Source organism: Micromonospora endolithica (assembly GCF_003626595.1).
GTDB classification, from domain to species: Bacteria; Actinomycetota; Actinomycetes; order Mycobacteriales; family Micromonosporaceae; genus Micromonospora; species Micromonospora endolithica.
Genome location: NZ_RBAK01000008.1, coordinates 99,504 through 114,006 on the forward strand (window position 1 = coordinate 99,504; position 14,503 = coordinate 114,006).

The window sequence follows — 14,503 nt, forward strand, 5'->3', positions numbered from 1 at the left end:
GGGGGGTCCACCGGTCGACACTATCTCTCTGGTGGGACGACCGACGCCCGTGCCGGGTGGATCCGGTCACGTGCCGCGGCGAGCACCCCCGGGAGGACGGACAGATGCCGGAAGGAATCGGCAGTGACCCGCGCCGGCGCACCTCGCCCGCCCGTTGGCGGGTGCTGGGGCATCCGGACGGGATCCTGGTGTACCAGGCCCGCTGCATCGTCGAGAACCACGGCTGGTCCGCACCGGCCGCGGAGACCACCTACAAGGTCGTCCTCGGGCGGGCGGGGGTCTACCGGCGCCGGGTGAACGGACGCACCGCCTTCGCCGACGCCACCTCCGTCCTGCTCCTGCGCCCCGGCGACGAGATGGCGGTGTCGCACCCGCTGGGCTGCGGTGACTCGTACACCTGCCTGGAGGTCGACGCGGAGGTGCTGGCCCGGCGGCCGGACGCCCGCCGCTGGTTCGGCGGCACCGGCTGGGCGGGCTCCTCGGACGGCGCGCTGGACCTGGCCCACCGGATGCTGGCGGCCGACCTGCGCCGCGGCCTGGACCACTTCGAGATGGCCGAGCGGCTGCATCGCTTCCTCGGCCGGCTGCTCGGGTTCGTCTCCCCCGACCGCGAGTCGCCCGACGTGGACCTGGACCGGGCCGTCGGCCGCCGCGCCGCCACCCTGGCCGCCCACCGACAGCTCGCCGACCGGGCGCGCGAGGTGCTCGCCGCCGGTGACTTCTCGATCGGCCTGGAGGAGGTCGCCCGGGCGGTGGGCGCCTCACCGCACCACCTCAGCCGGGTGTTCCAGCGGGTCACCGGGACCAGCCTCACCGCCTGGCGCAACCAGCTACGGGTCCGCGCGGTCCTGGACACCCTCGCCGAGTCCGACGGGCCACCGCTGCGGGTGGTCGCCTCCGAGTACGGCTTCGCCGACCAGGCGCACCTCACCCGCGTCGTCCGGGCCCAGGTCGGCCACCCGCCGGCCCACCTCCGCCACCTCCTCACCGCGTAGGGACGGGGTGTAAGGAAGGGCCCCCCATTAACGCCTGCGGTAGAGGAAGGGCCCCTTGTTAACGCCGCCGACGGCTCACCCGCCGCGGGGCGGCAAACGCGCAAGGATCTTCAAGACTTCCCACCCGCCCGCGCCGAGGATGGATGACGTACCCCGGGCCACCGCGCACACGGTGGCCGCCGGAGTGGGCGGACCTGTTCGGGGAGGCCCGCAGCTCCGGCAGCCGGGCGCCGCACCGGCGGCCCGCCGCCGGTCAACCACCCGGAGGTGCCGTACGCCCCTGTGCGGCACCTCCGGCCGGGCGGCGACACGGACGCCCCGGGTGGTGGCGCTCCGCCGGGCCGTCCCGTCGATGAGGTCGGCGTGGTCCGCCCGTCCCGCCTCCGGGTGGGCGAAACGCCATGAAGCGGTACATCCCCTCCCTAGGCTGACGGTGTGCAGGAGGAGCCGGAACCCACCGTGCGCGACTGGTTGCCGCGCACCGCCGGGCTGCTGCTCGGCACGCTGCTCATCGCGACCGCGTTCATCGGGGCCTACGTCGGTGCCCTGCACGAGCCCACGCCGCGCGACGTGCCGGTCGGCGTCGCGTCGAGCGACCAGCGCGCCCGGACGCTCCTCACCGCCGTCCGGGACCGCACCGACATGATCAAGATCATCGCGTACGACGACCAGGCCGCCGCCGACGACGGGCTGCTGTCCCGCGAGGTGTACGCGGTGCTCGCCACCGACCCGGCCGGCGGGTTGCGCCTCACCACCGCCAGTGCCGCCGCGCCGGCCGCCGTCGACGTGGTCGACCGGGTGCTCGGCGAGGCCGCCCGGCAGGCGCGACTCCCGTTGCGGGTCGGTGACCAGGTCCCGGTGGAGGACAGCGACCCGCGCGGGGTGGTCCCCTTCTATCTCGCCGTCGGGTACGTACTGGGCGGCTACCTCGCCGCCACCGCCCTCGGGCTGCGCACCGGCACCGCACCCCGCACCGTCCGGTGGGCCGCGCTGCGGACGGCGGCGCTGGCCGCGTACGCCATGATCCTGGGGGTGGCCGGCGCGGTGGTGGTGGGGCCGGTGGTCGGCGTGTGGGACCACGACCTGCCGGTGGTGGCGGCGACGGGCGCGCTCACCGTCTTCGCGGCGGCGATGGTGGCCGCCGCGATCCAGGCGTGGCTCGGGCTGCTCGGCACCGGCCTGGTCATCGTGCTGCTGGTGGTGCTGGGCAACCCGGGGTCCGGTGGGATCTACGCGCCGGAGTTCCTGCCCACCGTGCTGCGCGGCATGCACCGCTGGAACGCCGCCGGTCTCTGCACCGATCTGATCAAGTCGGTGGTGTACTTCGACCGGCGTGGGGCGGGCTGGCCGCTGGCCGGTCTCACCGTCTGGACACTGCTCGGCGCACTCGGTGTGCTCACCGCCACGATCTTCCACGCCCGACGCCGGGCGCGTCGCGGCACCGCCCGCCCCGACAGCTCTCCCACCAGCGCGAATGCTCACTCCGGCGGCTGAGGTGTTAGGAAGGGACCCTTTTACAACGCCAGGCGTTAACAAGGGGCCCCTCCTTACATCCGGCCCCGGCGCGGATACGATCCAGGTGTTCGGACAGCGCTGTCCTTCGTACGCACGTAAGGAGCGCACCGTGACCGACCAGTACGACCACGACGGCCCCGACGCCGCGCTACGCGCCGACATCCGCCGCCTCGGCACCCTGCTCGGGCAGACCCTCGCCCGCCAGGAGGGCCGCCCACTGCTCGACCTGGTCGAGGAGATCCGCGCCCAGGTCCGCTCCGACGCCCCCTCCGCCGCCCGTCGCCTCGGTGGCCTCGACGTCACCACGGGCACCAAGCTGGCCCGCGCCTTCTCCACCTACTTCCACCTGGCGAACATCACCGAGCAGGTGCACCGGGCCCGGGACCTGCGTCGTCGCCGGGCCACCCACGGGGGCTGGCTCGACCAGGCGGCCAAGATGATCGCCGAACGTGGGGTGCCGGCCGAGGAGATCGCCGCCGCGGCCCGGCGGCTCGCCGTCCGGCCGGTCTTCACCGCCCACCCGACCGAGGCGGCCCGCCGGTCCATCCTGTCCAAGCTGCGCGCCATCGCCGACGAACTGGACACCGAGACCGCCAACGCGATCCTCTACGGCGCCAGCGACGAGGGTCCGGCCAACCGCCGCCTCGCCGAACTGCTCGACCTGATGTGGCAGACCGACGAGCTTCGACTGGACCGGCCGGACCCCACCGACGAGGCCCGCAACGCCGTCTACTACCTGCGCGACCTCTACGCCGAGGCGGCCCCGCAGGTGCTCGACGACCTGGCCGACACGCTGCGCGCCCTCGGGGTGGAGACGTCCCCGACGGCCCGGCCGCTGACCTTCGGCACCTGGATCGGCGGTGACCGGGACGGCAACCCGTTCGTCACCCCGACGGTGACCCGCGACGTGCTGGTCATCCAGCACGAGCACGGCATCGCCGCCACCGAGAAGGCGATGGACGAGCTGATCAACGAGGTGTCGGTCTCCCGGCGGCTGCGCGGGGTGTCGCTGGACCTCTCCGCCAGCCTCGCCGCCGACCTGGACGCGCTGCCCGAGGTCGCGCCCCGGTTCCGCCGGGTCAACGCCGAGGAGCCCTACCGGCTCAAGGCACGCTGCGTGAAGGCGAAGCTGGCCAACACCCGGCAGCGGCTGCGGCAGGCCACCCCGCACGTGCCCGGCCGGGACTACCGCGGCGCCGCCGAGCTGATCGCCGACCTGGAGCTGCTGCGCGGGTCGCTGGCCCGCAACGCCGGGCAGCTCACCGCCGTCGGGCGGCTGGCGTCCACCATCCGTACGGTGTCCGCGTTCGGCCTGCACCTGGCGACGATGGACGTCCGGGAGCACGCCGAGAAGCACCACGAGGTGCTCACCCAGTTCTACCGGGCGGTCGGTGAGGTCTCCGACTACCCGTCGCTGAGTCGGCTGGAGCGCACCAAGCTGCTCGCCGACGAGCTGGCCGGCCGTCGGCCGCTGTCCACCGCCGACACCCCGCTGACCGAGGCGGCCCGCAAGACGTTCGACGTCTTCGGCACCATCCGGGAGGCGCAGGACCGGTTCGGCGCCGAGGTGATCGAGTCCTACATCATCTCGATGACCCTCGGCGTGGACGACGTGCTCGCCGCCGTGCTGTTGGCCCGCGAGGCCGGCCTGGTCGACGTGCACGGCCGCCGCTCGCGGATCGGCTTCGTGCCGCTGCTGGAGACCCCGGCCGAGCTGAACGCCGGCGGCGAGCTCCTCGACGAGCTGCTGTCGCTGCCCGCGTACAGGGCGCTGGTCGCGGCCCGCGGCGACGTGCAGGAGGTGATGCTCGGCTACTCCGACTCCAACAAGGAGGCCGGCATCACCACCAGCCAGTGGTCGATCCACCGGGCCCAGCGGGCGCTGCGCGACGTGGCCGCCCGGCACGGCGTACGCCTGCGGCTGTTCCACGGCCGGGGCGGCACCGTGGGTCGCGGCGGTGGGCCGACGCACGACGCGATCCTGGCCCAGCCGTACGGCACCCTGGACGGCGCGATCAAGGTTACCGAGCAGGGCGAGGTCATCTCCGACAAGTACACCCTGCCGGCGCTGGCCCGGGAGAACCTGGAACTGACCGTGGCGGCGGTCCTCCAGGCCACGCTGGTGCACACCGCTCCCCGGCAGCCGGCCGAGCAGCTGGAACGCTGGGACGCGGCGATGGACGTCGTCTCCGAGTCGGCCTTCCGCTCTTACCGGTCCCTGGTCGAGGACCCGGACCTGCCCGCGTACTTCTGGGCGTCGACGCCGACGGAACTGCTCGGCGCGCTGAACATCGGCTCCCGTCCGGCGAAGCGGCCGAACACCGGCGCCGGCCTGGGAGGGCTGCGGGCGATCCCGTGGGTGTTCGGCTGGACCCAGACCCGGCAGATCGTGCCCGGTTGGTTCGGGGTGGGCTCCGGGCTGGCCGCCGCGCGCGAGGCGGGGCTGGCCGACGTGCTGGCCGAGATGAACCGGAACTGGCACTTCTTCCGCACGTTCCTGTCGAACGTGGAGATGATGCTGACCAAGACCGACCTGGGCATCGCCCGCCGGTACGTGGAGACCCTGGTGCCGAAGAAGCTGCACCCGATCTTCCACACCATCGAGCAGGAGTACGAGCTGACCCGGCGGGAGGTGCTGGCGGTGACCGCCGCGCCGGCCCTGCTGGACAACTCGCCGGTGCTCCAGCGCACCCTCGCGGTACGGGACACCTACCTGGAACCGCTGCACCACCTCCAGGTGGCGCTGCTGCGGCAGTATCGGGACTCCGGGGCGGCCGGCCGGGCGGTGGCGACCGCACCGGGCGGCCGCCGCGCGCCCAACGACGGCACCGCGCTGGAACGGGCGCTGCTCACCACGGTCAACGGCATCGCCGCCGGCATGCGCAACACCGGCTGAGGTGTAAGGAAGGGCCCCTTCTTAACGCCTGCGGTAGAGGAAGGGCCCCTTGTTAACAACACCCACGCGCTGCTCGGGTGTTAACAAGGGGCCCTTCCTTGCACCGTGGGCGGCGGCGTCACCAGTCGCCGCCGCCGAAGTCGCCGCCGCCCCCGAAGTCGCCACCGCCGAATCCGCCGCCCCCGAAGTCGCCACCGCCGAAATCGCCCGCCTGATCGGTCCCGCCGGCGTCGCCGCCGAGGTCGCCCTGGTCGGCGCCGTCCGCACCATCGGTGCCGTCGGCGAAGCCTTCCTGGTAGCCCTCGCCGTAGCCCGGGTCTCCCCACCCGGGCGAGAAGAGGGCGTCGGCGATCAGCAGGCCGCCGACGACGCCGGCGCCGGCTCCCAGCGCGGTCTTCCACCAGGGCGTCGAGTACCAGCCGGCCGGAACCGGCCGGCCCTGCATCCGCCCACCCGGGTAGTAGTAGGGCGTGTCCGGGCCGGGTCGCGGGCCGGCCTTCACGGTCTGTCCCCGCACGTCCACCTGGCGTTCCAGGGTGAGCTGGCCGGCACCCCGGGCCGCGGCCAGCGGCGGCAGCTCCGGGCCGGGGTCGATGCCGAGCGCCGTCCGGGCCGCCCGGATGTACGAGAGCCCCTCCAACGCGGTCTCCCGGGCCAGCCCGAACTGGTTGACCGTCCGCGCCTGCTCCAACTGCGATCCGGCGGCGTTGTACCGCTCACCGGCGTCGGCCAACGCCTGCCGTACCGCCGGCTGGTCGCCGTGCAGGCTCATCACCTGGCCGCCGAGGCGTTCGTACCACCGCTGCGCCTCCGCGCGCGCGTCACCGAGTTGGTCACCCCGGCGGGCCCTCGACTGCGCGGTGACGATCGCGAACGCGACCACGGCGCCGACGGCGAGGATGCCGAGACACAGCAGAGTTCTCATCCCCGGTACGTACCCACCGTTCGCGGGTCGTACCCGTTTGGCAAGCTCTGCGGCATGAGCTTCTCGACGCTGGCCGTGGTGGTCGTCTGCCTCGCCGCGGGCGGCGCGGTCGGCTGGCTCGCCGCCCGGTCCCGGGCGGCGGCGGAGATCGCCCGCCTGGACGCCACGCTGCGCGCCACCCGGGAGGGCGAGGGCCGGTTGGAGCAGTCCATGCGCGCGCTCAGCTACGAGGCGACGGCCCAGTCGCAGGAGGCGGTGGCTCGGGCCGTGGCGCCGCTGCACGACACGCTGCGACGCTACGAGTCTCGGGTCGCCGAGCTGGAGCACGACCGCGTCGACGCGTACGCGGAGCTGCGCGAACAGGTCCGGGCCATGTCCTCGGTCTCCGGGGAACTGCGCACCGAGACCAAGCAACTGGTGGCCGCGCTGCGGGCGCCGCAGGTGCGGGGCCGGTGGGGCGAGCACCAGTTGCGCCGCATCGTGGAGGCGGCCGGGATGCTGGAGCACTGCGACTTCTCCGAGCAGGTCACCGCGTCCACGGACCGCCAGATGGTCCGCCCGGACCTGGTGGTCCGGCTGCACGGCGGCAGGTCGGTGGTGGTGGACGCGAAGGCGCCGTTCGACGCGTACCTCACCGCCATGGAGGCCCGCGACGAGCGGGGCCGGGACACCCACCTCGACGCGCACGCGCGGCACCTGCGCGCGCACGTGGACGCGCTGGCCGCGAAGTCCTACTGGTCGGCGTTCGACATCAGTCCCGAGTTCGTGGTGCTGTTCGTGCCGGCCGACCCGTTCCTCGACGTGGCGCTGCAACGCGACCCGACACTGCTGGAGCACGCCTTCGCCCGGGACGTCGTGCTGGCCACCCCGGCCACCCTGGTGGCGCTGCTGCGGACCGTCGCCTACTCGTGGCGCCAGGAGGTGCTGGCCCGCAACGCGGCCACCGTGCACTCGGTGGCCAAGGAGTTGTACGGGCGGCTGTCCACCCTCGGCGACCACGTCGGCAAGCTCGGCGCGTCGCTGGGCGGGGCGGTGACCGCGTACAACCGGGCGGTGGGGTCGCTGGAGGCGCGGGTGCTGGTCAGCGCCCGCAAGCTCGCCGAGCTGGGGGTCTCCGACCAGGAGTTGGCGACCCCCGCCCAGGTCGAGCTGGCGCCCCGCCAACCGCAGGCCCCGGAGCTGCTGGAATCCCCCGCGGAGGAGACCTCCCCACCGTCGTGAGTGGAAGCGCTTCCGCGGTCCACATAGCGGAATCGCTGTGACAATGTGCGACCGCTCATGTCACGAGATGGTCACAACGAACTCGCCGGTAGTGACAGCGCCCGTCGATACCACGAAGGATCCCTCACGCGCGCCCTGAATATGAGGGCACTGTTCTCTGGAGGAAAGAGAACGTGAGCAAACCCCGAAACCTGAGCCGGCGTACCTCCGCCGCGCTCTTCGCGTCGGTCATGGCGGCGAGCGCCGTGACCGTCGCGGGCGGTGCCGCTTCCGCGAGCGCCGCGCCCTCTGGACCCGACGCCGCGCCGGCCACCCCGGTCGAGGCGCTCGGATCGCACGACGCCAAGCTGCTCGCCGAGGCGGAGGCCAGGAAGGCCCCCACCGTCACCCTGATCGTCGCCACCGACAAGGGTGAGGCCAAGGACGTCGCCGAGGACCTGAAGGGTCTCGGCGGCGCGGTCAGCGAGCGGTACGACACGATCGGCTACGTGCTGGCCAAGGTGCCCACCGACAAGGTGGTCAAGGCGGCCACCCTGCCCGGCGTCGCCGCGGTGGACCTGGACGAGAAGATCCAGCTCCCCGATCCCAAGCCGGAAGCCGCGTCCAACGGGCGGAAGGCGGCGAAGCAGGCAACCACCCTCGCCGGGCCGGGCGACTCGACCCGCGCCGCCAACCCCTACATGCCGACCAACGAGACCGGTGCCGTTCGCTTCGTCGAGCAGCACCCGGCGTGGGACGGCCGGGGTGTCACCATCGGCATCATGGACTCCGGTGTGGACCTGATGCACCCGGCGTTGCAGAAGACCACGACCGGTGAGCGCAAGATCGTCGACTGGGTCACCGCCACCGACCCGCTCGAGGACGGCACCTGGCTGCGGATGAACACCGCCGTCACGGGCCCGTCCTTCAGCACCGAAGCGGGCACCTGGACCTCCCCGGCTGGCACGTTCCGCCTCGGGCTGTTCGCCGAGTCGATCACCCGCAACAGCGAGCCCGGCGGTGACGTCAACCGCGACGGCGACATCACCGACGTGTTCGGGGTGCTCTACAACCCGGTGACCAACGACATCTGGGTGGACACCGACCAGGACAAGGACTTCACCGACGAGGCCGTGATGCGGCCGTACAAGGAGAAGTTCGACATCGGCTTCTTCGGCACCGACAACCCGGCGACGGCGATCGCCGAGCGGATGTCGTTCGTGGTCGAGTACCGCAAGAACGTCGACACGCGTCCGATCGGCGAACCGGGCACGTCCGACTACGTCAACATCGGCATCGTGGAGAGCGCGCACGGCTCGCACGTCGCCGGCATCACCGCCGCCAACGACATGCTGGGCAACGACGCCTTCGACGGCGCCGCACCGGGCGCGAAGCTCGTCTCCGCCCGCGCCTGCTCGTGGGGCGGCGGCTGCACCTACGCCGCCCTCACCACCGGCATGGCCGACCTGGTGATCAACCGGGGCGTGAGCGTCATCAACATGTCGATCGGCGGCCTGCCGGCGCTGAACGACGGCAACAACGCCCGCGCCGAGCTGTACAACAACCTGATCAACACCTACGGCGTGCAGATGTTCATCTCGGCCGGCAACTCCGGTCCGGGTGTGAACACCATCGGCGACCCGTCCGCGTCGGCCGACGTGGTCAGCGTCGCGGCGAGCGTCAGCAAGGACACCTGGCTGGCCAACTACGGCTCCGTGGTGAAGAAGAAGAACGCGCTGTTCAACTTCTCCTCGCGCGGTCCCCGTGAGGACGGTGGCGCCAAGCCGAACATCGCCGCTCCGGGTTCGGCCATCTCCACCACCCCGACCTGGCAGGCCGGTGGCCCGGTCCCCGAGGCCGGCTACGCCCTCCCGCCGGGCTACGGCATGTTCAACGGCACGTCGATGGCCTCCCCGCAGGCCGCCGGCGCCGCCGCACTGCTCCTGTCGGCCGCCAAGGCGACCGACCGGGGCGTCACGCCGGCCGCGCTGCGCCGGGCGATCTACTCGTCGGCCAAGCCGATCAAGGACGTCCCGACGTACGGCCAGGGCTACGGCATGTTCAACGTGCCGGGCGCCTGGAAGCTGCTGCGCACGGACCTGACCACCCGGTCGTACACCTCCGAGGCGGCGGTCTGCACCGTCCTGTCGGAGCAGCTGGCCACCCCGAACCGGGGCACCGGCGTCTACAACCGCTGTGGTTCCGCCGACGGCGGCCACAAGGTCAACCAGGCGAAGACCTACCAGGTCAAGCTGACCCGCACCAGCGGCCCGACCGGCACCGTCCGGCACAACGTCGGTCTGCGCGGCAACGACGGCACGTTCTCCGCGCCGAAGACCGTCGCGCTGCCGCTGAACCGGACCGTCACGATCAACGTCACCGCCAGGCCCCGGACCATCGGTGCGCACGGCACGATCGTGACGATCGACGACCCGGCGACCGGGATGATCGACTTCGAGGTGTCCGCCGTCGTGGTCGCCTCGAACGACGTCAAGAAGCCGACCTTCGCCTTCTCGGCCGAGGGCTCGGTGGACCGCAACAGCACCACGTCGCACTTCGTGACGGTGCCCCCGGGCACCGGTGCGCTGCAGGTGAACCTCGCCGGCATCGCCACCGGGTCGCAGACCCGGTTCATCGCCTTCAACCCGTACGGCGTTCCGGTGGAGAGCACGTCCAGCCTGGCGTGCTACACCAACTTCTCGGACGCCAACGCCTGCAAGCCGCAGGAGCGGGACTACCAGAACCCGATCCCGGGTGTCTGGGAGATCGAGGTCGAGTCGCGCCGCACCTCGCCGTCGCTGAACAACCCGTACCAGCTCACGGCTCGGGTGCAGGGCGTCGCGGTCGAGCCGGCCGTGGTCGAGCTGCCGGCGGTCGACGCCGGTGAGCCGACCCCGGTGACCTGGAACCTGACCAACACCTTCGGTCCGGTCGCGGTGACCGGCCAGGGCGGTCCGCTCTCCAGCGTCCGCGACGAGCGGCCGACCATCGCCGAGCTGGCCACCCAGGAATACACCGTCGAGGTGCCGGCGGGCGCTTCGCGGTTCACCGCTCGGATCGGCAACCCGGCCAACGCCAGCGCCGACCTGGACCTGTACGTCTTCCGGGGGACCACCCTGGTCGGGCAGCAGGCCGACGGTGACTCCGAGGAGGCGGTGACCCTCGCCAACCCGACGCCCGGCACCTACCGGGTGGTCGTCGAGGGCTACGCGGTGGACGGTGCCGGCGGCAGCACGGCGTACGACTACCGGGACTCGTTCTCGGCGGCCGCGCTGGGTAGCCTGTCGGCCCCGAGCACCCCGCTCACCCTGGCCAACGGCGCCACCGCCACCCTCACCGGTGCGGTGACCGCCCTGTCCACCCCGGCCGCCGGCCGGGAGCTGTACGGCGAGCTCGCCGTGGTGACCACGGAGGGCGCGATCGTCGGTCGCGGTGCCGTCTCCGTCGGCGCCGTCAACTGATCCGTCCGTAACACCGCTGGAGCCCGTCCCCGAACCTTCGGGGGCGGGCTCCCGCGCGTCACGGTGCGGATCGTCCGGTGCGGGACGAGCGGCTCACCGGTCGGTTGGGCGAGCCGGGGTCCGGCACGGCGGTGTCGGCCGGCCGGACCGACCGCGCTCAGGACCGGCGGGCGTTCTCCACCACGAACGGGGTGCCCTGCTGGCAGGTGCTCATCACGTCGGGCTGCACCTGGCCGGTGACGGTGACCCGCGCGCCCGGCCGCAGCACGTCGCGGGGGCCCCCGATCAGCAGGAACCCGTCGAGGAGCAGGCAGTTCGGCTCGACGCCGGTGGCGATCGTGCCGGTGAGCTCGGTGCCACCGACCGGCGGGGGCAGGGTCGGCTTGCCCGGCTTCCCGGTGGGCAGCGGTGGCAGGCTCGGCGGCGGCGGGGTGGGGGCGGCCGTCGGCGGGGTGGGGCCGGCGGTCGGCGGGACGCTCGGGTCGGGCGTGGGCTGGCTGGTCACCGGCAGGTCTCCCGTGGGGGTGGAGGTGGGGGTGCCGTCGCCGCCGCCCTGGCCGCCACAGGCACCGAGCGCCATGCAGACGGCCAGCGCGGGGACGGCGAGCCGAAGGTTCCTCATGCCGGATCTGACGTACGCAGGGCGCGGTTCGTTCCCATCCTCAGCCGCGCGCCGCGGCGGCCTTCATGTCCCGCTTCAGCTCCTGCGGCAGCGAGAAGGTGAGCCGCTCGTTCGCGGTCACCACCTCGTCCACGTCGGTGAAGCCGCGCGCGGCCAGGTAGGCCAGGACGTCCTGGACCAGCTCGTCCGGGACGCTCGCGCCGGAGGTCAGGCCGACCGTGGTGGCCCCCGCCAGCCACGCCTCGTCGATCTCGTGGGCGAAGTCGACGAGGTGGCCGGCGCGGGCACCCGCGTCCAGGGCGACCTCGACCAGCCGCACCGAGTTCGAGGAGTTGCGCGAGCCGACCACGATCACCACGTCGCAGTCCGGCGCGATCTCCTTGACCACGTGCTGCCGGTTGGAGGTGGCGTAGCAGATGTCGTCGCTGGGCGGCGACTGGAGCATCGGCAGGCGCTTCTTCAGCCGGGCCACCGTCTCCAGCGTCTCGTCGACCGACAGGGTGGTCTGGGACAGCCAGACGACCTTGTTCGGGTCGCGGACGGTGATCCGGTCGGCGTCCTCCGGGCCGTCGACCAGCTGGATGTGCTCCGGGGCCTCGCCGGCGGTGCCGATGACCTCCTCGTGCCCCTCGTGACCGATCAGCAGGATGTCGTAGTCCTCGGCGGCGAACCGCTTCGCCTCCTGGTGCACCTTCGTCACCAGCGGGCAGGTCGCGTCGATCGCCTTCAGCGAGCGCTGCCTGGCCTGCTCGTAGACCTCGGGGGCGACGCCGTGCGCGGAGAAGATGACGGTGGCCCCCTCGGGCACCTCCTCGTTCTCCTCGACGAAGACGGCTCCCTGCGCCTCCAGCGTCCGCACCACGTGCTTGTTGTGCACGATCTCCTTGCGTACGTAGATCGGAGCGCCGTAGAGCTTGAGTGCCTCCTCGACGGTCTGCACCGCGCGGTCGACGCCCGCGCAGTAGCCGCGGGGCTTTGCCAGGAGCACGCGCTTGCCGGTCCGGGGGGTCGCCTCAGCCTCAGTCACCCGTCCATCGTACGTGCCGGCCCCGTACCGGGCAGCGGCCGCGACCCCCGCCACAGCGCGGACGGGCACCTGACCGGGGACTGGCCGTAGGGTGACCGGGTGAGTTCGGCAGAGGTTCCACGCAGCAGTTCGGACGAGCCCTGGCCGGTCCGAGTGGTCAGCCAGAAGGTCGGTGCCTGGATCGCCAAGCTCGGCTGGGTCTGGGTGGACGGGCAGGTGGCGCAGATCAGCCGGCGTCCCGGCGCGAGCACCGTGTTCCTGACCCTGCGGGACCCGTCGGCCGACCTCAGCCTGACCGTCACCACCAACCGGGACGTCCTCGACGCCGGCGCCCCGGAGTTGCGCGAGGGCGCCCGGGTGGTGCTGCACGCCAAGCCGGAGTTCTACGCCGCCCGGGGCACGCTCAGCCTGCGTGCCGACGAGATCCGCCAGGTAGGGCTGGGTGAGCTGCTGGCCCGGCTGGAGAAGCTGAAGAAGCTGCTGGCCGCCGAGGGCCTCTTCGACCGGGCCCGCAAGCGCCGCCCGCCGTTCCTGCCGGGGCGGATCGGCCTGATCACCGGGCGTGCCTCGGCCGCGGAACGGGACGTGCTCACCAACGCCCGGCGACGCTGGCCGGCGGTGGAGTTCCGCACGGTCAACGTGGCGGTGCAGGGGCCGGGTGCGGTACCGCAGATCATGGACGCGCTCAAGGTGCTGGACGCCGACCCGAGCATCGACGTGATCATCATCGCCCGCGGCGGCGGAGGCATCGAGGACCTGCTGCCCTTCTCCGACGAGGCGCTGTGCCGGGCGGTCTTCGCCTGTCGTACGCCGGTGGTCAGCGCGATCGGCCACGAGACCGACACGCCGCTGCTGGACTACGTCGCCGACGTCCGCGCGTCCACCCCCACCGACGCGGCCAAGCGCGTCGTCCCGGACCTCACCGAGGAGGTACGCCTCATCCGGCAGGCCCGCTCCCGCCTGGAGCGCGCGGTCGGCAACCTGGTGGACCGGGAGTCGCACCGCCTCGACCTGCTCCGCTCCCGCCCGGTGCTGGCCCGCCCCCAGGTGATGGTCGACCAGCGGGAGACCGACCTGGCCGCGTTGCGCCGCCGGGCGGACCGCTGCCTGGACCACCGCCTCGCGGCCGGCCACGAGGACCTGCGACACACCCTCGCCCGGCTCCGCGCGCTCTCCCCCGCCGCCACCCTCGACCGCGGGTACGCGATCGTGCAACGCGCCGACGGCCACGTGGTCCGCGCGGCGTCCGAGGTCGGCAAGGGCGACCCCCTGCGGGTACGCCTCGCCGACGGCGAGTTGGCCGCCACCGTCGACCGCTGAGCGGGCGCCGACCGCTCCCCGCCCTGCCCCTGCGCAAGCCGCATGATCGCGCTCTAACCCTGATGTAGTGGCATCCGAGCCGCAGGAATGCCACTACATCCGCGATCGAGCGCGATCATGCGGCGAGCGCGGGGCGACGCGGCGAGCGCGGCGACGCGGCGAGCGGCGGTGCGGCGCGGGGGCGGGCGCGTCGGCCCGGTGTGGTGGGATGTGGGCGATGACTGACGAGACGAAGGACCAGCGGCCCAGCTACGAGCAGGCCCGCGCCGAGTTGGCCTCGGTGGTGGAGCGGCTGGAGGCCGGCGGGACGACGCTGGAGGAGTCGCTGGCGCTCTGGGAGCGCGGCGAGAAACTGGCCGAGATCTGCCAGGAGTGGCTGGACGGCGCCCGAGCCCGGATCGACGCGGCCCGCCAGGACAGCCCCACCTGAACCCAGCCCCCCACCCGCGGACCCGCCTCGACGGACCCCGCAGTTTCGGGAAGACAGTGGCCATCCCGACGAGAATGGCCACTGTTTTGTGAAACTGCGCGCGCAGACGCGG

10 protein-coding genes are annotated in these 14,503 nt (G+C 72.8%); 7 read left to right on the top strand and 3 right to left on the bottom strand.

Annotated elements, in window-relative coordinates; translation table 11 throughout:
• The first annotated feature begins 104 nt into the window (after positions 1–104).
• From D7223_RS20385 to ppc, 3 genes are all read left to right on the top strand, one after another.
• Positions 105–995: a helix-turn-helix domain-containing protein gene (locus D7223_RS20385; RefSeq protein WP_147252598.1), complete on the top strand. Its 891-nt coding sequence runs from the start codon at positions 105–107 to the stop codon at positions 993–995.
• Positions 996–1,430: 435 nt separating this feature from the next.
• Complete coding sequence (locus D7223_RS20390) at positions 1,431–2,489, top strand: hypothetical protein (RefSeq protein WP_120730012.1); 1,059 nt, start codon at positions 1,431–1,433, stop codon at positions 2,487–2,489.
• Between the two features lie 130 nt (positions 2,490–2,619).
• Positions 2,620–5,406 carry a phosphoenolpyruvate carboxylase gene (ppc, locus tag D7223_RS20395; protein ID WP_120730013.1) on the top strand — a complete coding sequence of 929 codons (2,787 nt, stop codon included), beginning with the start codon at positions 2,620–2,622 and terminating at the stop codon, positions 5,404–5,406.
• A gap of 118 nt (positions 5,407–5,524) precedes the next feature.
• Here ppc and D7223_RS20400 read toward each other — a convergent pair whose 3' ends face one another.
• Positions 5,525–6,331, bottom strand: coding sequence for a hypothetical protein (locus tag D7223_RS20400; protein ID WP_120730014.1), 807 nt, complete (start codon positions 6,329–6,331; stop codon positions 5,525–5,527).
• Between the two features lie 54 nt (positions 6,332–6,385).
• Here D7223_RS20400 and D7223_RS20405 point away from each other — a divergent pair, with 54 nt between their 5' ends.
• Both D7223_RS20405 and D7223_RS20410 read left to right on the top strand, forming a co-directional pair.
• Complete coding sequence (locus D7223_RS20405) at positions 6,386–7,552, top strand: DNA recombination protein RmuC (RefSeq protein WP_120730015.1); 1,167 nt, start codon at positions 6,386–6,388, stop codon at positions 7,550–7,552.
• Between the two features lie 173 nt (positions 7,553–7,725).
• Positions 7,726–10,992, top strand: coding sequence for a S8 family serine peptidase (locus D7223_RS20410; protein ID WP_120730016.1), 3,267 nt, complete (start codon positions 7,726–7,728; stop codon positions 10,990–10,992).
• Positions 10,993–11,149: 157 nt separating this feature from the next.
• On the opposite strand, the gene D7223_RS20415 is transcribed toward D7223_RS20410, so the two are convergent.
• Together D7223_RS20415 and D7223_RS20420 are read right to left on the bottom strand one after the other, a co-directional pair.
• Positions 11,150–11,614 (bottom strand): hypothetical protein, encoded by a 465-nt coding sequence (locus D7223_RS20415; protein WP_120730017.1) that lies wholly within the window; start codon positions 11,612–11,614, stop codon positions 11,150–11,152.
• Between the two features lie 40 nt (positions 11,615–11,654).
• The gene (locus tag D7223_RS20420; protein ID WP_120730190.1) at positions 11,655–12,641 is read right to left on the bottom strand and encodes a 4-hydroxy-3-methylbut-2-enyl diphosphate reductase; all 987 of its coding nucleotides are present in this window, start codon (positions 12,639–12,641) and stop codon (positions 11,655–11,657) included.
• Between the two features lie 153 nt (positions 12,642–12,794).
• On the opposite strand from D7223_RS20420, the gene xseA reads away from it, so the two are divergent.
• Both xseA and D7223_RS20430 read left to right on the top strand, forming a co-directional pair.
• Positions 12,795–13,961, top strand: coding sequence for an exodeoxyribonuclease VII large subunit (gene xseA, locus D7223_RS20425; RefSeq protein ID WP_222622284.1), 1,167 nt, complete (start codon positions 12,795–12,797; stop codon positions 13,959–13,961).
• A 217-nt stretch (positions 13,962–14,178) separates the two neighbouring features.
• Positions 14,179–14,391, top strand: coding sequence for an exodeoxyribonuclease VII small subunit (locus D7223_RS20430; protein WP_120730191.1), 213 nt, complete (start codon positions 14,179–14,181; stop codon positions 14,389–14,391).
• The last annotated feature ends 112 nt before the right edge of the window (positions 14,392–14,503 follow it).

What these genes read in the sequence shown, in the direction of transcription:
- D7223_RS20430 (WP_120730191.1), top strand. Translation starts at nt 14,179, where the DNA reads ATGACTGACGAGACGAAGGACCAGCGGCCCAGCTACGAGCAGGCCCGC.
- D7223_RS20385 (WP_147252598.1), top strand. Translation starts at nt 105, where the DNA reads ATGCCGGAAGGAATCGGCAGTGACCCGCGCCGGCGCACCTCGCCCGCC.
- D7223_RS20400 (WP_120730014.1), bottom strand. Translation starts at nt 6,331, where the DNA reads ATGAGAACTCTGCTGTGTCTCGGCATCCTCGCCGTCGGCGCCGTGGTC.
- D7223_RS20405 (WP_120730015.1), top strand. Translation starts at nt 6,386, where the DNA reads ATGAGCTTCTCGACGCTGGCCGTGGTGGTCGTCTGCCTCGCCGCGGGC.
- D7223_RS20415 (WP_120730017.1), bottom strand. Translation starts at nt 11,614, where the DNA reads ATGAGGAACCTTCGGCTCGCCGTCCCCGCGCTGGCCGTCTGCATGGCG.